The sequence below is a fragment of the Streptomyces sp. SL06 genome, from assembly GCF_058244745.1.
In genome coordinates, this window is sequence record NZ_JBSYOT010000002.1 from 4,568,179 (window position 1) to 4,584,783 (window position 16,605).

The 16,605-nt window shown below is 71.0% G+C and carries 18 protein-coding genes and 1 pseudogene; 6 read left to right on the forward strand and 13 right to left on the reverse strand.

Features of this window, described 5'->3' with window-relative positions:
• Positions 1-14: 14 nt before the first annotated feature.
• Positions 15-833: a DUF1707 SHOCT-like domain-containing protein gene (locus AC4IHM_RS20865; protein WP_490868524.1), complete on the forward strand. Its 819-nt coding sequence runs from the start codon at positions 15-17 to the stop codon at positions 831-833.
• Between the two features lie 35 nt (positions 834-868).
• On the opposite strand, the gene AC4IHM_RS20870 is transcribed toward AC4IHM_RS20865, so the two are convergent.
• A complete protein-coding gene (locus AC4IHM_RS20870) occupies positions 869-2,233 on the reverse strand; it encodes an SGNH/GDSL hydrolase family protein (protein ID WP_490868525.1) in 1,365 nt (454 codons plus the stop codon).
• A gap of 197 nt (positions 2,234-2,430) precedes the next feature.
• On the opposite strand from AC4IHM_RS20870, the pseudogene AC4IHM_RS20875 reads away from it, so the two are divergent.
• The 3 genes and pseudogenes from AC4IHM_RS20875 (at position 2,431) to AC4IHM_RS20885 (ending at position 5,773) form a co-directional block, all read left to right on the forward strand.
• Positions 2,431-3,811, forward strand: a pseudogene (locus AC4IHM_RS20875) (DUF445 domain-containing protein).
• Between the two features lie 94 nt (positions 3,812-3,905).
• On the forward strand, positions 3,906-5,411 hold the full coding sequence (locus AC4IHM_RS20880) for an MFS transporter (RefSeq protein WP_490868526.1): 1,506 nt from the start codon (positions 3,906-3,908) through the stop codon (positions 5,409-5,411).
• Complete coding sequence (locus AC4IHM_RS20885) at positions 5,411-5,773, forward strand: VOC family protein (RefSeq protein WP_490868527.1); 363 nt, start codon at positions 5,411-5,413, stop codon at positions 5,771-5,773. The genes AC4IHM_RS20880 and AC4IHM_RS20885 overlap by 1 nt, the downstream gene beginning before the upstream one ends.
• Before the next feature lie 34 nt (positions 5,774-5,807).
• Here the strand turns inward: AC4IHM_RS20885 and AC4IHM_RS20890 are convergent, their stop codons facing one another.
• Positions 5,808-6,110: a hypothetical protein gene (locus tag AC4IHM_RS20890; RefSeq protein WP_490868528.1), complete on the reverse strand. Its 303-nt coding sequence runs from the start codon at positions 6,108-6,110 to the stop codon at positions 5,808-5,810.
• Between the two features lie 215 nt (positions 6,111-6,325).
• Between AC4IHM_RS20890 and AC4IHM_RS20895 the strand changes: the two genes are divergently transcribed.
• Positions 6,326-6,799: a carboxymuconolactone decarboxylase family protein gene (locus AC4IHM_RS20895; protein WP_490868529.1), complete on the forward strand. Its 474-nt coding sequence runs from the start codon at positions 6,326-6,328 to the stop codon at positions 6,797-6,799.
• A gap of 63 nt (positions 6,800-6,862) precedes the next feature.
• On the opposite strand, the gene AC4IHM_RS20900 is transcribed toward AC4IHM_RS20895, so the two are convergent.
• The 11 genes from AC4IHM_RS20900 to AC4IHM_RS20950 form a co-directional block, all read right to left on the reverse strand.
• Positions 6,863-8,089 (reverse strand): cytochrome P450 family protein, encoded by a 1,227-nt coding sequence (locus AC4IHM_RS20900; RefSeq protein ID WP_490868530.1) that lies wholly within the window; start codon positions 8,087-8,089, stop codon positions 6,863-6,865.
• An 11-nt stretch (positions 8,090-8,100) separates the two neighbouring features.
• Positions 8,101-9,321: a cytochrome P450 gene (locus AC4IHM_RS20905; protein ID WP_490868531.1), complete on the reverse strand. Its 1,221-nt coding sequence runs from the start codon at positions 9,319-9,321 to the stop codon at positions 8,101-8,103.
• Positions 9,318-9,938, reverse strand: a complete 621-nt coding sequence (locus AC4IHM_RS20910) for a GTP-binding protein (protein WP_490868532.1) — start codon at positions 9,936-9,938, stop codon at positions 9,318-9,320. The genes AC4IHM_RS20905 and AC4IHM_RS20910 overlap by 4 nt, the downstream gene beginning before the upstream one ends.
• A complete protein-coding gene (locus tag AC4IHM_RS20915) occupies positions 9,916-10,269 on the reverse strand; it encodes a DUF742 domain-containing protein (RefSeq protein WP_490868533.1) in 354 nt (117 codons plus the stop codon). The genes AC4IHM_RS20910 and AC4IHM_RS20915 overlap by 23 nt, the downstream gene beginning before the upstream one ends.
• The gene (locus AC4IHM_RS20920; RefSeq protein WP_490868534.1) at positions 10,266-10,688 is read right to left on the reverse strand and encodes a roadblock/LC7 domain-containing protein; all 423 of its coding nucleotides are present in this window, start codon (positions 10,686-10,688) and stop codon (positions 10,266-10,268) included. The genes AC4IHM_RS20915 and AC4IHM_RS20920 overlap by 4 nt, the downstream gene beginning before the upstream one ends.
• A 2-nt stretch (positions 10,689-10,690) precedes the next feature.
• Entirely contained in the window at positions 10,691-12,277 is a 1,587-nt protein-coding gene (locus tag AC4IHM_RS20925; protein ID WP_490868535.1) for an ATP-binding protein, read from the reverse strand.
• Positions 12,278-12,993: 716 nt separating this feature from the next.
• Positions 12,994-13,839 carry a helix-turn-helix domain-containing protein gene (locus AC4IHM_RS20930; protein ID WP_490868536.1) on the reverse strand — a complete coding sequence of 282 codons (846 nt, stop codon included), beginning with the start codon at positions 13,837-13,839 and terminating at the stop codon, positions 12,994-12,996.
• A gap of 22 nt (positions 13,840-13,861) precedes the next feature.
• Positions 13,862-14,305, reverse strand: a complete 444-nt coding sequence (locus tag AC4IHM_RS20935) for a DUF6879 family protein (protein WP_490870888.1) — start codon at positions 14,303-14,305, stop codon at positions 13,862-13,864.
• Positions 14,306-14,348: 43 nt separating this feature from the next.
• Positions 14,349-14,576, reverse strand: coding sequence for a hypothetical protein (locus AC4IHM_RS20940; RefSeq protein ID WP_490868537.1), 228 nt, complete (start codon positions 14,574-14,576; stop codon positions 14,349-14,351).
• A 120-nt stretch (positions 14,577-14,696) separates the two neighbouring features.
• Positions 14,697-14,888 (reverse strand): DUF397 domain-containing protein, encoded by a 192-nt coding sequence (locus tag AC4IHM_RS20945; protein WP_490868538.1) that lies wholly within the window; start codon positions 14,886-14,888, stop codon positions 14,697-14,699.
• Entirely contained in the window at positions 14,889-15,734 is an 846-nt protein-coding gene (locus AC4IHM_RS20950; protein WP_490868539.1) for a helix-turn-helix domain-containing protein, read from the reverse strand. It abuts the gene before it with no gap.
• 217 nt (positions 15,735-15,951) lie between these two features.
• Here AC4IHM_RS20950 and AC4IHM_RS20955 point away from each other — a divergent pair, with 217 nt between their 5' ends.
• Positions 15,952-16,587 carry an ATP-binding protein gene (locus tag AC4IHM_RS20955; protein ID WP_490868540.1) on the forward strand — a complete coding sequence of 212 codons (636 nt, stop codon included), beginning with the start codon at positions 15,952-15,954 and terminating at the stop codon, positions 16,585-16,587.
• Positions 16,588-16,605 lie beyond the last annotated feature (18 nt).

The following is a 16,605-nucleotide window of genomic DNA, read 5'->3' on the forward strand; positions in this document are numbered from 1 at the left end:
GTAGGCTGCTGTACATGACCGACGACGCCCCGGAACTCCGCGCATCCGACGCCGACCGTGAACGAGTCGCCGAGGTCCTGCGGGACGCCCTCGCGGAGGGGCGTCTGGACATGACCGAATTCGAGGAGCGGCTGGACGCCACGTACAGCGCGCGGACCTACGGGGAGCTGGCGCCGATCACCCGCGACCTGCCGACCGGCGCGAAGGGCCCGGCACCCCGGGTGTCGATGACCAAGGAACCCGGGCCCGGCGGCGAGAACTGGGCGGACCGGATCACCGGCGGCGAGGCGTCGTCCTCGTGGGCGGTCGCCGTGATGTCCGGGTTCCAGCGCAAGGGCCGCTGGACGGTGCCCAAGCGGTTCACCTCCTTCGCGTTCTGGGGCGGCGGCGAGATCGACCTGCGCGAGGCGCTCTTCGCCGAGCGCGAGGTCGTGATCAACTGCATCGCGATCATGGGCGGGATGAACGTGGTCGTGCCGCAGGGCGTCGAGGTGGTCGTGCGCGGCATCGGGATCATGGGCGGCTTCGACCACAGCGAGGAGGGCGTCTCCGGGGAACCGGGCGCACCGCGCGTCGTCGTGACCGGCTTCGCCTTCTGGGGCGGCGTCGGCGTCGAACGCAAGCTGCGGCGGGCGGAGCGGCAGCGGCTGAAGGAGGAGCGCCGCCAGGAGAAGCTGGACCGCAGGGCCGCCCGGCAGGAACTGCACGCCGCGTACCGCGAGGAGGCGGAGGAGACCCAGCGCGAGATGCTGGAGCGCCGGCGCGAGCTGATGAGGGACCAGCACCACCTGCTGCGCGACCACCGCGACCACCGCAGGCGCCACAAGGACTAGGACGAACCGGGGGCGCAGTCCAGGGTCCCGGCGGGTCACAGGCGGGCCGCTGCCGCGCCCTTCAGGGTGTTCAGATCGAGGGTCCGGCCCATCCGCGCGTACCCCTTGTCACTGGGGTGCAGATGGTCGCCGCTGTCGTAGTCGGCGCGCAGCCGGCGCGGGTCGTAGGGGTCCCGCAGGGCCTTGTCGAAGTCGACGACCGCGTCGAACACGCGGCCCGAGCGGATCTCCTCGTTGACCGACCGCCGTATCGCCTCGCGGGCCCGCGTGTACCCGCTGTGACGGCCGAACGGCGTGATCGTCGCGCCGACGACCTTCAGCCCGTGCGCGTGCGCCTGGTCGGTCATGGCGCGCAGGCCGGCGAGGATGCCGTCGCGGTCGGCGAGTCCCGGGCTGTGCAGGATGTCGTTGACGCCGAGGGCGATGACGACGGCCTTGACGTTGGTGCGGCCCAGCACGTCCCGCTGGAAGCGGCTCACCGCGCTCGGGTTGCCGGGCGGCCGGCCCGACCTGCCGGTCAGGATCCGGTTGCCGCTGATGCCCTCGTTGACGACGCCGTAGTGGGGGACGCCGCGCCGGCTCCCGGCCGCCTCGTGCAGCCGCCCGGCGAGCACGTCGGTCCAGCGGCGGTTGGCGTTCGGCGCGGAGCCGAAGCCGTCGGTGATCGAGTCGCCGATCGCGACGACGGTGCCGTCGGCCTCGTGGCTCAGCACGTCCAGCGCGGTCAGATACCGCCAGTACGGCGTCTCGGTCGTGTACGCGGCGGAGCCGGCGTCCGCCGTGCGGTCGCCGACGGCGAGATAGCTGGTCTGCCGTGCCTGCGGGTGGTAGGTGACCGGCCCGGACGGCACGGGGGAGTACGTGGTGACCAGGACGTCCGCGCCGTACGGCACGGCGATGCGGGCGGCGTCGCTCGTCACCTGTCCGCCCGCGGGGATGCTCACCCGCGGGCTGCCGCCGAAGGTGAGCCGGCGCATGGTCTTGGCCAGCGCGGCGGCGGAGCCGGGGCCCGCGGCGAGGGCGATGGAGGCGTGCGTGACGGTCAGCGGCGACTGCCCGTAGAGGTTGGACAGGGTGATCCGCGCGCCGGTGCCGCCGATCCCGGCATGCACCACGTTGCGCACCGAGCGGCCCGCCATGCCGGTCGTCCCGGTGCCCGGCTCGGCCGCGGCCGGCGCGGTGGACCACGCGCCGACCCAGGTGCCCGTGGACGCGGGAGCGGCCTCGCCCCGTGGGGCACGGCCGCCCGCGACCGGTGCGTGGTCCTTGGCGCCGTCGTCCGTGGACGCGCCGACGTATATCGCCGCGGAGATCGCCACTATCAGGGTGACGATCGCGGCGAGCAGGGCACGGTGCTTGGTGGGGGGAGTCCCCGCACTCCCGTGACGACCCCGGGTCATGCTGTGGTGTTCTCCTCGGGCGAGGGGAGCCCCGAGGCTCCGGTCCGATGAATCCATGATGCGGCATGGGCCGGGGGAAGGCCGCGGGAGCCCCGGGCGTTCCCCTCCCGGACAGACGCCGGGAACTTGTGTTCCGTTCCAGGAGTCGGTCAGGAAGGGACAATGTGTACGGGACGGATGAGCGAACGGTGGAGTGGATGGAACGCACGAAAGCGGAACTGCCCGAGAGTTCCGGGGCGGCCGGGCAGGACACGGCGGAGGGCGGCCGGACCACCGCGCCGGGATCCGCGACCGGCGCCGTCCGCGACCGTGCGATGACCTCCTTCAGCCCGGCCGACGAGGTCAAACAGCGCGGCGTGCGCCGTATGAAACTCACCGCCACCGGCATGCTGCTGTTCGTCGCCGTGGTCTACGCCCTGACCGAGTGGGCCGCCCACCGGGGCGCGGGCGCCTGGGCCGGCTATGTCTCCGCCGCCGCCGAGGCCGGCATGGTCGGCGCGCTCGCCGACTGGTTCGCGGTCACCGCCCTCTTCCGGCACCCGCTGGGGCTGCGCATCCCGCACACCGCGATCATCCCCACCAAGAAGGACCAGCTGGGCGTCTCGCTGGGCGAGTTCGTCGGCGAGAACTTCCTCTCCGAGGACGTTCGTACGCGGCCGGCTGCGCGCCGTCGGCATCGGCAGCCGGCTCGGCGCCTGGCTCGCCGTGCCCGAGCATGCCGACCGGGTGACCGCCGAGCTGTCGGCCGCCCTGCGCGGCGCCCTGACCGTGCTGCGGGACTCGGACGTGCAGGCGGTGGTGGGGGAGGCGATCACCCGCCGCGCCGACGCGCAGGAGATAGCCCCCGGCATCGGCAAGATGCTGGACCGGGTCGTCACCGACGGCGGCCACCGGCGCGCCGTCGACCTGATCGTCTCCCGCGCCCACGACTGGCTGATCCTGCACGGCGACTCCGTGATGGACGCCGTGCAGGGCGGGGCACCCGGATGGACGCCCCGGTTCGTGGACAAGAAGATCGGCGACCGCGTCTACAAGGAGCTGCTGCGCTTCGTCACCGAGATGCGCGACATGCCCGCCCACCCCGCGCGCGGCGCCCTCGACCGCTTCCTCACCGACTTCGCCTCCGACCTCCAGTCCGACACGGAGACCCGCGCGCGCGTGGAGCGGCTGAAGACCGAGGTGCTGGGCCGCGGCGAGGTCCAGGACCTGATCGCGTCCGCCTGGACGGCCGTACGATCCATGATCGTCTCGGCGGCGGAGGACGAGCGCAGCGAACTGCGGCTGCGGGTACGGGCCTCGCTGCTGTCCCTGGGCGCCCGGATGGCCTCCGACCCCAAGGTGCAGGGCAAGGTCGACGGGTGGGTCGAGGGCGCCGCGGTGTACGTGGTCACCACCTACCGCCGGGAGATCACCTCCCTGATCACCGACACGGTGGCGGGCTGGGACGCCGAGCACACCACCAGGAAGATCGAGGCGAACATCGGCCGCGACCTCCAGTTCATCCGCATCAACGGCACGGTGGTCGGCTCGCTGGCCGGGCTGCTGATCTACACGTTCTCCCGCATGCTGGGGGCGTAGAGCCCGCCCGGCAGACCCGGGTCTCCGGCACGGCGGGCGTGTTTCTCCTGCGCACAGGCGCGGGGGGAGGCGTTCGTCCGACGGAGAGGGAGCCATGGCAGGAGAGTCGTCGTCGGCCTCGGAGCCCGCCTTCACCGGGGCCGTCACCACGGCCGTCCCGGCCCGCCTGGACCGGCTGCCCTGGTCCCGCTGGCACTGGATGATCGTGATCGGCCTCGGCACCGCCTGGATCCTGGACGGCCTGGAAGTCACGATCATCGGCAACATCGCCGGACGCATCGCCGAGGACGGCAGCGGCCTGGCCATCAGCTCGGCCCAGATCACCGGCCTCGCCGCCGCCCTGTACGTGGCGGGCGCATGCTCCGGCGCCCTGTTCTTCGGCTGGCTGACCGACCGCCACGGCCGCAGGAAGCTGTTCATGATCACGCTGGTGCTCTATCTGGCGGCGACCGCGCTGACCGCGGTCTCCTTCGAGTCCTGGTGGTTCTTCCTCTTCCGCTTCCTCACCGGCTTCGGCATCGGCGGCGAGTACGCGGCGATCAACTCCGCGATCGACGAGCTGATCCCCTCCCACTACCGGGGCCGGGTCGACCTCGTCATCAACGGCAGCTACTGGCTCGGCGCGATCGGCGGCGCCCTGCTGTCCATCGTGATGCTGGACACCGACATCTTCCCCAAGGACCTCGGATGGCGGCTCAGCTTCTCCCTCGGTGTGCTCCTGGGCCTGCTGGTGCTCCTGGTGCGCCGGCATGTCCCGGAGAGCCCGCGGTGGCAGTTCATCCACGGCCAGGGTGAGAAGGCCGACGCACTCGTCTCCTCCGTCGAACGCAGGATCGAGGAGGAGAAGGGCGAGAAGCTGCCGCCACCGGCCGGTGAGATCACCATCCACCAGCGCAAGAGCGTCGGGTTCGGCCTGATCGCCAAGACCGTCTTCGGCCGCTACCCGCGCCGCGCGGTCCTCGGCCTCTCGCTCTTCGTCGGCCAGGCCTTCCTCTACAACGCCATCACCTTCGGCTTCGGCACCATCCTCATCACCTTCTTCGACGTGCCGACCGGCAGCACCGGCTACTACTTCGCCGTCATCGCCGCGGGCAACTTCATGGGCCCGCTGCTGCTCGGCCACCTCTTCGACACGGTCGGCCGCCGGATCATGATCTCCAGCACCTATCTGCTCTCCGGCCTGCTGCTGTTCGGCACGGCCTGGCTCTTCGACCGCGGCTCGCTCACGGCCACGACGATGACGGCCTGCTGGTGCGTGGTGCTGTTCTTCGCGTCGGCGGGCGCCTCCAGCGCGTACCTGACCGTCTCCGAGATCTTCCCCATGGAGACCCGGGCCATGGCCATCGCCTTCTTCTACGCCCTCGGCACCGCCGCCGGCGGGATCAGCGGCCCGCTGCTCTTCGCCGACCTCACCGAGTCCGGCGTGGTCGGCGACACGGTGCTGGCCTTCCAGATCGGCGCCGGGCTAATGTGCGCGGCGGGTCTGGTGGCGGCGTTCCTGGCGGTGAACGCGGAGCGCCGTTCGCTGGAGGACATCGCGCAGCCGCTGTCCACGGTGGGAGCACAGTCGCAGGGAACCACGCAGTCAGGAGCCAGCTGATGACCATCCGCAGGGTTGTCCCCAACATCCACGTCCAGGCCGAGGACCGGTGGAACACGAGCCGCGACTTCTACGGTCTGCTGGGCTTCGAGGAGGTCATGGACATGGGCTGGGTGACGACCCTGGCCTCCCCGTCCAACCCCACCGCCCAGATCGGCCTCTTCACCGAGGAGCGCACCGCCTCCGTCGTCCCCGACATGAGCGTGGAGGTCGAAAACGTCGACGAGGTGTACGACCAGGTGGTCGCGTCGGGCGCGGAGATCGTCCGGGAGCCGCAGGACGAGGAGTGGGGCGTACGGCGCTTCTTCGTGCGCGATCCCAACGGCCGGGTGGTCAACGTGATGACGCACAACCGGCCCTGACGCGTCCGGCCATGGTCCGTCCTCCGCCGGGTGTTCAGGCCCGTCGGTCGGCGACCGCCCAGGAGGCCAGTGCCACGGCACCGGCGACGCCGAACACGGCGGGCCAGGCGCCCACCTTCTTGGCCAGCGGGTGGGACCCGGCGAATCCTGCGACGTACGCGGCGCTCAGCGCCCCCGCGGCCCGGCCGCCGGCCCGCTGCCGCCACTGCCGCGCGGCGGCGGCCCCGGCGGCGGCGAGCACGACCCCGCCGAGCTGCCGCTTCCCGCTCCAGCGGGCCACGCCGTACCCGCCGACGAGCCCGCCCGCGGCGATCACCGCACTGGGAACCTTCGCCATCTCCGCCTCCTGCTCCTGCCGCGCCGACCGGTGCAACCGAGGCTAATGCCCGCCGGACCCGGCGCCCGAGCGGGGGTCGCAGGGGGAGCGGCGTTGCGCCGGACGGGTGAGACGCAGGTCACATCGATGTCTTTGCCGGGGCTGTCACATCGCACCCCCCGGGCTCCGTCGTAGCTGTGTAAGCGCGAAGACGTGACACCGACGGAGGAACCACCATGGAAGCTCGTCTCAACATGTTCGCCAGCCCGCTCGCCGGCAAGATCCTGCGGCACATCAACTCCGCGGGCAAGGCCGTGGCCGACTCGGGGCTGCCGGCCACCACCCAGGAGCTGGTCAAGATCCGAGCCAGCCAGATCAACGGCTGCGGCTTCTGCCTCGACATGCACACCAAGGACGCCGCGAAGGCGGGGGAGACCTCGCTGCGCCTCAACCTGATCGCCGCGTGGCGGGAGGCGAAGGTCTTCACCGACGCCGAGCGCGCCGCCCTCGAACTGACCGAGCAGGGCACCCGCATCGCCGACACCTCCGGCGGTGTCACCGACGAGGCCTGGGCGGACGCGGCGAAGCACTACGACGAGGAGCAGCTCACCGCGCTGGTCGGGCTGATCGCCGTCATCAACACCTACAACCGGCTGAACGTCATCACCCAGCAGCCGGCGGGCGACTACGAGCCCGGCATGTTCGGCTGACGGGCCCGGTCCCCGACGCCGCCGGGGACGGCTCACCCGAACGAGGGCGAGCCGTCCCGACGTTCACTCGGCGTACAGGCGGACCGGGAGCCGCTGGTGGCCGTTGCTGATCAGGGAGGGCACGGGCGGCAGTTCGGCCGCAGGTTCGGCGAGACGGATGTCGGGGAAGCGCTCGAAGAGGCTCTCCAGCGCGAGGGCGACCTCCATCCGGGCGAGGGGCGCGCCGAGGCAGAAGTGGACGCCGTGGCCGAAGGCCAGATGGTCCTTGACCGTGCGGGCCGCGTCGAAGGTGTCGGCGTTGTCGTGCCAGTCGGGATGGCGGTTGGCGGCGGCGTACGAGGCGAGGATCGCCTCCCCGCGCGCGATGGTCCGCCCGTCCGGCAGGGGGATGTCGGTGACGGCGTACCGGAGCGGCAGGTGTTTGACCGCCGGTTCGTGACGCAGCGTCTCCTCGATGACGTCCTCCCAGGTGACGGCGCCCTTGCGGACCAGTGCGAGCTGCTCGGGCTGGGTCAGCAGGGTGTGGACGGCCTGGTCGATGACGTTGACGGTGGTCTCGTAGCCGGCGCTGATCATCAGCAGCAGGGTGTCGCGCAGTTCCTCGGGGCCGAGGCGGGAGCCGTCCTCCTCGTCGTCCCGGGCGGCGATGAGCAGGGACGTCATGTCGTCGCCGGGAGCGGCCCGCTTGGCGGCGATGAGCTGGTCCAGCACCTCGTACAGGCGCACGGTGTTGGTCTGTGCCTCGGCGGGGCTCAGCGTGGTGTCGAAGACGCCGTCCACCAGGGCCCGGAAGCCCTCCCGCCGCTCCTCGGGGACGCCCATGAGGTGACCGATCACCCCGATGGGCAGCGGATAGGCCAGCTCCTGGCGCAGATCGACGGCCTCGTGCGCGGGCAGGCCGGCGAGGCGGTCCACGAGCCGGCCCACCAGCTCCTCGACGGCCGGCCGCAGGCCAGCGATGCGGCGGGCGCTGAAGGCGGGGGCGACCAGCCGGCGCAGCTTGCGGTGGTCGGAGCCGTACGCGGTGAACATGTTCTCCACCGCGACCCACAGGGCGAGCGGCCAGGTGCCGACCACCTGCTCGAAGGCGGGCCAGTGCGCCCGAGCGTCCTTGGACACGTCGGGGCTGGTGAGCAGTCGTTTGAGCAACGCCGGGTCGGTGATCGACCAGGCTTCCACACCGAGCACGTCCACCTTGGTGGCCGGGCCGCGGGCTCGCAGGGCGCGGTGCTCGGCCAGGTGACCGGTACCGGTGGGGTCGAGGACGAGGGGAGGCTGCTGGGCCGCCATGGCCTGGCTCCTTACTGTGTGGGGGGAAAGGCGACGGGCAGGGATTCCAGGGCCCGGTGGAACGGGCCGGGGCGCCACGTGAGTTCGCCGAGGGGACGGGCGAGGTCCGTCTGCGGCAGCGCGTCGAGGAGATGGGTGACCGCGGTCTCCGCGATGAGATAGGCGTGCGAGCGGGCGGGGCAGGAGTGCGGGCCGATGCTCCAGGCCAGATGGGCGCGGTTGCCCGTACGGCGGCCCTCGGGCACGCCCCGGGTGAGCGCCGGGTCGTTGTTGGCGGCGGCCATGGAGATCACCACCGGCTGGTCGGCCGGCAGCAGCACCCCCTCCACGTCGATGGGGTACGGGGGATACGAGATGCAGTAGTTCGCCATCGGCGGGTCGGTGTACAGGACGGCGTCGAGCGCGTCGCGCACCGTGGACAGCCCCGCGTGCAGGTCCGCGGAGAACTCCTCGTCGGTGAGGATCTTCAGGACGGTGTTGCTGATCAGGTTGGTCAGGGGCTCGATCCCGGCGCCGTACAGCGTGACCAGCTGATGGCCCATCTCCTCGTCGCTCAGCCCGGCGGGATGGAGGGTCAGCCGGGACGTGATGTCGTCGCCGGGGTGGCGCCGGCGCAGCGCCACGAGGTCGGACACGGCCTGGGCCAGGATCCGGTTGCCCTGCTCGGCGTTGGTGGTGTCGAAGATCTTCGCCATGCCGTCCGCGATGCGCTGCCCGATCTCGTCCGGGCAGCCCAGCAGCGCGCTCAGGACGCGGAAGGCGATGGGGAACGAGTACTGGGTCAGCAGGTCGGCCTCGCCCAGGGCGCGGAACTCGTCGATGGCAGAGGAGGCGACCTTCTCGACGAGGGCCCGCAGCTCGTGCTGGTCGACCCGGTCGATGGCGGAGGTGTTCGCCGAACGGTAGCGGGCGTGCTCGGCGCCGCCGGACCGCAGCGCGTTGGGACGCCACTCCATCATCGGTCTGACCGGGCAGGACGCCGGGATCAGCCGCTCCCAGACGCGCGGATCGGCGGGGAAGTGCAGCGGGTCGTTGAGGATGCGGCGGGCCTGGTAGTAGCCGATGACCAGCGTCGCGGGTACCCCGGGCGCCAGATCGACGGGGACGAGCGGGCCGTGGGTGCGCCGCATGCGCCGGTAGGCGGCGTGCGGGTCGGCGGCGAACTCCGGTGCGTACAGGGCGATCCGGCCCGGTGGGCTGGTGGGCGCGGGCTCGGCGGAGGGCAGCGTCATCGGCGGGACTCCAGAAGGGCGGCCGAGCGGTGCTCGGTGAGGTACTCGGTGAGCGTGATCAGGGCGTGCAGGGCGGAGGTGCGGTCGCGGGCGTCGCAGGTCGTCAGGGGGGTCAGGGCGTCGAGCGCCAGGGCCTCGCGCAGCTCGGCCTCGGGGTAGACCGGCGCGCCGGGGAAGGTGTTGACGGCGACGGCGTACGGGATGCCCGCGCCGTCCAGGAGACCGAGCGCGTCGTGGGAGGCGTCGAGGTCGCGGGTGTCGGCCAGGACGAGGCAGCCGAGCGCCCCCTCCGCCAGGTCCTCCCACAGCGGCTGGAAACGGGACTGCCCCGGCAGCCCGAACAGATACAGCGCGATTCTGCCCCCGGCCATGTGGATGCGGCCGAAGTCCATCGCCACGGTGGTCGTCGTCTTGTGCGGGGCGCCGCGCAGGTCGTCGACGCCTGCGCTGGCCTGCGTGATGGGTTCCTCCATCCGCAGCGGTGTCACCTCCGAGACACTGCCGATGAGGGTCGTCTTGCCGACGCCGAAGCCCCCCGCGACCACGATCTTGGCCGACCGTGTCACCGTGGCCGGGACGTAGGTGACGGGCGGGTCAGACCATGGCGCGCAGTCCACGGAGTACCTCCTGGAGCAGGTCGAAGTCGGGCTGGTGGTCGGTCGCGGGTGCCGGGCTGGACAGGTGGCCGGAGTCCATCAGCGAGGAGACGAGAATGCGCACCGTGGAGGGCGGCAGCTCCAGCGCGGCGGCGATGTCGGCGACGGCCAGGCCGCCCTCCGCGCCGGCGAACAGCCGCATCACCCGGCGGGCGTCCGGGCCGAGGGTGTCCGTGGGGCCGGTCGCGGCGATGACCACGCTCTCCAGGCGCACGTCGTCACGGGCGCGGACCTGACCGCCGGTACGGACGTAGGGCCTGACCATGTCGGGGTCACGCCGCGGCCCCGTCATGCCGGCGAGCCGCCTTCCGCGGCCGGCAGGCGCTCCGCGGTGGCCATCTCGTGCCCCACCCGGGTGGCGAGCAGCACCATGTGATGGGAGATCAGTCCGACGTCGGCCTCCGGACCCGTCGTACACACGGACAGCATGGTGTTCTTCGCCGCGGTGGTCGTCAGCCCGATGCAGCCGGCCGACTCGATCAGCAACTGCCGCATGCCCGCACCGCCGGTGAACTCGTCCCAGGCCTTGCCCGCGGCCCGCAGCGCCGCCGTCAGCGCGGCGAACTTCTCCCCGTCGTCCTGGCTGATCGTCTCGGTACGGGCCTTCAGCAGGCCGTCGCTGCTCATCAGCACGGCGTAGCGGACGCCCTCGACGGTGCCGAGTTCCTGGTCGAGCAGCCAGCCCAGGCTGTTGGTGTGTGTGTCTTGCACGGTCAGTGTCCTTCGTCGTGTGCGGCGTCGTGACCGGCGTCGGGTGCGGTGTCCGGTCCGGCGGAGGTCGAAGAGGGCTCGTCCTGCCGGCCGCGGCGGGTGCCCGCCGCCCAGGCCGCGGCGACCGCGGGCCGGCCGGGCCCGGCCTCGGCGGAAGCGGCGGTACGGCGCGACGGCGCGGGGCCGGAGGAACGGCGGCGGACGGTCAGGCCACTGGCGGTGGTGGTCGTGGGGGCGGTTGTGGTGCTGGTTGAGGGGGCGGGGGCGGGGCTGGGGCCGGGGCCGGGGGTGGAGGGCGTGCGGGGTGCGGGTGTGCCGGTCGCCGGGGTGGGGGGCCGCTCGGGCTCGGCGGCCGGTTCTGGCGCGGGCTGCGTGCCGGAGGCCGACAGCGCGGGGGCGGCGAGGGCCGGGGTGGCGACGGCCGGGGCGGCGACGGCCGGGGTGGCGAGGGCCGGGGTGGCGGCGGGGGCGGCCGTCGCGGGGTCGACGATCAGGTTCTTCGGCAGTACGACCATGGCCCGGGTCCCCTGGTAGATGTTCGGCGCGGTCAGCTCGACCCGGAAGCCGTAGCTCTCCGCCAGCAGGGACGCCACGCGCAGCCCGGTCTGCGGGTGGGCGCCCAGGCGCGTGATGTCGTCGCGCTGCTCGCCGGACATCACGTCGCTGGCCCACAGCAGCCGCTCGTCGTCCATGCGCAGCCCGGCGTCGTCCACGATCAGGAAGCAGGCGTGGTGGCCCTGTTCGAGCGAGACGTGGACACTGGCGGCGGGCGGCGAGTAACGCAGCGCGTTGTCCAGCAGCGTCGCCACGGCGTGCACGACCGCCTCCACCGCGCGGCCCTCGACCATGACGGAACCCATCTCGGGATGCTTGATCCGCTCGTATCCCTCGATCCGGCCCATGGCCGCCCGCACGATGTCGGTCAGTGTGGTGGCGGGCCAGCGCCGCGACAGCTTGTCCCCGGCGAGCACGGCGTATCCCGAGGCGGTGAGCAGCATCTGCTGGGCGAGATGGTCGATCTCCACGAGCGTCGCGTACGCCTCGTCCGAGATGTGCCGCCGCACGCCCTGGCTGACGGCCCGGCCCAGCCTCGCCGACCGCGCCACGATGTTGTTGGCGAAGCCGCGCACGGCGGCTCGGGCCACGCCCACGGACTCGTTCCGTACCTGCGCGATCTGCCGCTCCGCGTCCTGCCGTACCCGGCCGACGGCCTGATCCACAGCCTGTTCGACGGCCTGTTCGACGGCTTGGGAGGCCGCCGCCCGCTCCTGGGTCCTGACCTCCTCGACCGCCGAGGCGAGCGCCTTGGGGACGGCGGACAGGCGCTCGGCGAGCGGCGTGCCGTGGAGCTGAGCCGGTACGACGAGCCCGTCCCCCTGCCCGGCGCCCGCCACCGCCGGGACCACGGTGGCCGCGAGCTGCCCCACGCACTGCTCGGCGGCGACGAGTTGCAGGGTGAGCCGGTCGGCGTGCTCGCGCAGCAACTCGGCCTGGCGCCGGGCCTGATCGCGTTTGCGCCGGAATCGCCAGGCGGCCCCGAGTCCGGCCGCCGTCAGCAACGAGGCGACGGTCAACAGCAGTTCAGTCATCAGGTCCTCACGGATCAAAAGCCGTCGGTGTGGGGGGATGGGGCCGCGCCCGACCCGGTGGCGTCCGGGCGGGGCCGCCCGGGGCCTCCCGGAGCCGAAGTCACCGAGCCCGGCGGGCGCGAGGGCGCGGCGACGCCGGGTGCCGCCCGGGGGCGTCCTCAACAGTCCGCAGCGAACCGGTGTCTCCCGCCCTGCCGAGGGACGCGGCGACGGACCCGCGCCCTCGTCGGGCCACCATGTGCCGGGGGTTCAGCGCTGCGGACGACGGTGAGGGCGCACGACATGGATCTCCAAGGAACGGGCGAGGGCCTGTACGGGCGGGGGCAACGAGGAGCCGGGCACCCGGAGCAGCACACAACCGCACCGCCACCGCGCCTGAACTCCCTTGCCCACAAGCGGCGTTCGGCAGGGACCATACCGCTTGCGCTCACGCGTTGTGTCAGCTTGGTGACTGAGAATCCGATCCGCCGGGGGTTTGACACGAAAAATGCGCGCATGGAGGCCAACTCCTTTTGACTGAAAAGGAGTTGGCCTTTGGGGTGGGGGTGCTGGTAGGGGCTGCGCGCGCCGGTTGCCGCGTCGGGCCGGTCGCCTGGACCACCTACGCCGACCTCGCCGAGGGGGCCGCTTCGACGGCCCCACGCCGGGTTCCACGACGACGAAGTGAGGAACACGTGGAGGAACGCTGCAACGAGCACGCGTGGACTTGCGCGCAGTTACCCCAGGGAGTCGATGGCCGACGTGATCAGCGTGCGCGCGGGGGCGCCGTAGACAGCCGAGTCGGCAAGAGCGGCGAAGGTCCTTGCGTACATGCCGACCTCGTGGGGCTGCGTGATGGTCAGGAAGGCAGAGACCAGCTCGACGTTGACCTGGGAATCGTCAAAGATCCAGAAGTCCTCTGCCGGCCACAGTGCGGTGCGGTCCGTGCTCAGCGGAATCACGCCCAAGCTGACGTTGGGGAGCGTCGCCAGCGACAGCAGGTGCCCGAGTTGCCCGGCCATGGTCTCCGGACCACCGATCAGGTGCCGAAGCGTGCTCTCCTCCAGGACCACGGCGAACCGGCGTGCTCCCTCGTATAGGACGCGCTGCTTGTTCACGCGAACGTCGACGGCTGCCTCCAGGTCATCGGGCACCCCGCGACGGTCGCGGATCGACATCAGCAGAGCCCTGATGTACGCGGGTGTCTGAAGCGGTCCGGGTATGAGCCACGACGAGTACGCCCGGAAGTGCCGGGTGCGCTCCCACAACGGAAGGACCGATTCCTGCGCACGACGCAGCCCGGAACGCTCCATACGCCGCCACTCGACGTAAGCACCGTCTATGTTGCGCGCTGTGGCGATCAGGTCAGCCGTCTGGTCGGCCGCGGCGCAGTGGAGTGCGTACACGCGCAGATCGTCATCGGACGGTGGCGTACGGCCGTTCTCGATGCGGCTGCACTTGCTTTCATGCCAGCCCGCCCTGGAGGCAAGCTCCCGCGCGGTGAGCCCCGAGTCCTTGCGGATTTCGCGCAGTCGCTTGCCCAGGGCCTCTCGGGCCTGCCGGATGCTGGATGACGAAGACATGGGGTGTGGCGGGCGGGTCACGTCAGGCCGGCCGGTACTCCTCATGACGGATCGCCCGCTCCCAGACGGCAGCGAACGCGGAGGAGCACAGGCTGACGACAGTCTGGTCCGTCACCAGTTCCTCACCCGTCATCGTCCCGTCCCCCGCGAAGTGGTTGAACAGGACGGACGTGCCGTCGAAGAGCCAGAAGTCGTTCCCCGGCAGCGCAAGGCCCGAAGCCTGCCTGCGAGGCAGCCAGCGCACGTCTTCGCCGGCCTTGACGTTGTGCCCGTCCGTCAGCTCGTACTCGTAACGGGCGTAGGAGGACAGGGGTTCGGAGACGACGCGAGCGCGGTGCACGGCCACGCCCCGGGCCACCGCAGAGGAAACGAGGTCGATCCACCAGGGCCAGCGCTCCGCAGGATCGAACCGGTGCCCCGCTGACCACTCCTGGTAGTCCTCGTCGAGACCGTAGGCGTCGCGCATCTCCAGGTGATAGGCGCTGTGCCGGGCCGACCGGAAGAGTTCCTCAAACGTCGGCTGCGGCACTGCCGCTCACCTCCGGGAAGAACCGCATCATGCGCCTGGGGAACTCGATGACCGTCTCGTGCCCGGGGATGTCCAACTGGGCCAGGCGCTCAGCGTCTGTGACCCGCCATCCTTGAAGGATGTAGTTCCCCGTTTCATCGTCCAGGTACACGGTCGGAGAGCCGTTGTTGGGACTCTCGGGATCCTTGCCCAGGCGGCGCAGCGCCATGGTGTCCTCCAGTTGCAGCGATGTCTGTCGAGGTGACCAGGCTTCCGCGGTCGTGACTCCGCGTGCCAGTTACTTGCACGGACTTCTACGAGCCCGGCCTCTCGGGGCTCACTAGCTCTGTTACAGCGCGTCGACGAAGCGGCGCCAGGCCTCGGTGCCTACGGACAGGACAGGGCTGTCCGCGCACTTTGAGTCGCGTATCAGGGTTCCGGGCGGAGCGTAGGCGCACTCGACGCACTCGGTGGTGTTGCCACCGCTGTACGACGACTTGAACCACACAAGGCCGGAGGCGGCCTGGAGAGCGGGGGACATTCACAGCTCCTTGCGGACGCGGTGGATCAGGGCGGACGAAGCTTCCATGTCCAACGCTTGTGCGCGCAGGTACTCGAACGCAAGCCGGTAGCGCTCCAGTTCCTCGTCTTTCTCCAGGAAGAGGGACCCGGTGTGGAAGTCGACGTATACGACATCGAGGGCGGGCTCAGCGCCGCCGATCATGACAAAGCTTCCGAGGGCCGCGGCGTGAGCGCCCTTCGCGAAGGGGAGCACCTGGAGTGTGGTGTGAGGGGATTCGTTCGCCGCGAGCAGCCGGTCCAGCTGCTCGTTCATCGTTTGGGGTGACCCGACAACGCGACGGATGACGGACTCGTCGATGATCGCCCACAGGCGCAGCGGCTTCGGGCGGGTAAGGATCTCCTGCCGTTTCATGCGGATGTCCACGAGCCGTTCGATCTCGTCCGGCGACAAGGGAACCTCGTTGGCCTGCTGGAGGGCGGTGCTGTAGGCACGTGTCTGGAGGAGACCGGGGACGTACACGCAGGAGAAGTGATTCTCGTGTACGGCCTCGTCTTCGAGGGTGAGCAGCAGGTTCATGCTCTCCGGGATGGAGTCGGCGAACGAACTCCACCAGCCCTGCCGCTTGGCGTCTTTGGCTAGTCGTACGACGGCTTCGCGCTCAGCGTCGTTGGCCCCGTACTCCCGGCACAGGGCATCAACCACGATCCACTTCACGGGCCCCGCCTGCGTCTCGTAGCGGCTCACCGTCGCTTTGGAGACTCCGACAAGCCGGCCGGCCTCCTCCAGGGTCAACCCCTTGTTAGCTCGCAACTTCCTCAAGGTCGCCCCCAGTTGGCGGCGGCGAGTGGTGGCCCTCACGGTCATGCGGACTTCCTTCTGCGCGTGCGCCGGGCGGTCGCTCCGGGCCTGATCAGGCTAGGCAGTGAGAAGACCTCCCACCATCAGATTCACCCGACGAGTTCTCATGAGAAGTTACATAGCGAGACTTCTCTGTGTCATCCTCCTTACGAACCGCTACGCAGTGCAGCCGGACGGACACGGCAGGCGCAGCATGTGCGTGGCTCGGGAAGGAGGAGTTCGTATGCCAGAGGACGGGGTCAGGCGATACCGGCACCGGTCTGTTCTGCCCTTCAGGGCAGTGCCGGCTGAGGTACGGCTGCTGCGGCAGGCCACCGCGGCGCAGCTGCGGCGGTGGGGTATGTCCCAAGCCGTGGAGGAATCCGAGCTGGTGGTCACGGAGCTGGCGGCGAACGTCATCAAGCATGTGGGCGAGGGCACATCCGCCACGCTGGTCCTGGAGTGGGAGGGTGAGCGGCTGCGTGTCGAAGTCCACGACACGAGCCACTCAGTGCCGTCCTTGCCAGCAGCCGGCTGTGACGACGAATGCGGGCGCGGCCTGCACTTGCTCGCCGCCGTGACGGCGAACTGGGGAACGGTTGTGACGGCGATCGGGAAATCGGTGTGGTGCGAGATCGCGCTTGGGCCCGAGCGGGCGTGCCGACGGGTGGAACGGGCCGCCGCGGTGCTGGAGAACTACCGTAACCCGGGCGGAGGCATGGCTCAGGAAGGCCGGATGCGCGACACCGCCCTCAAGGTATCTGCGGTCGAGTTGATCGCCGACCTGCTGCGCTGGACGGCAGCATGTGGTCTTGACCCGGAGGATGTCCTGGACCAGGCGCAGATGCACTACGAGGCCGAGGAGGGCGTCGCCGCCTGATGGGTTCACTGGGCCGGC